Raw genomic sequence first — 406 nt, 5'->3', positions numbered from 1 at the left:
CCGGGTGATGGTGGTGCCGGTGGTAACGGTGGCAACGGCAACACCGTGACGGTCAATGCGCCGGGCGGTACCGGTGCTACCGGGATCACTGGTAGCGGTGCGATCGCGGGCGCCGGCGGTGATGGCGGTGCCGGTGGTGCCGCGATCGGTGGTGGCACCGGTGGCGCCGGTGGTGCGGGTGGCAACGGTGGTATCGCCGGCGGCGACAACGCCAACGTGGTGGCCGCGACCGGTGGTGCCGGTGGTGCTGGTGGTGCTGGGGGCGCCAGTGACAGCGGCACCGGCGGTGTCGGTGGTAACGGTGGCGCCGGCGGCGACAGTGAGACCACGGGCGGTGGTGCCGGTGGTGTCGGCGGTAGTGGCGGTACCGGTGGTGCGTCCGGGGCCACTTCCGGCGACAGCGGTG

General features: G+C 73.2%; 1 pseudogene. It reads left to right on the top strand.

What is annotated here, in order from left to right:
* Positions 1-406: pseudogene (locus AC5Y4Q_RS21655) on the top strand (PGRS repeat-containing protein); the annotation flags it as partial.

The organism is Mycobacterium sp. NGS16 (genome assembly GCF_059813225.1).
Note: the sequence above shows the minus strand (reverse complement) of the source record. Positions and strands in the feature narration are given on the sequence as shown.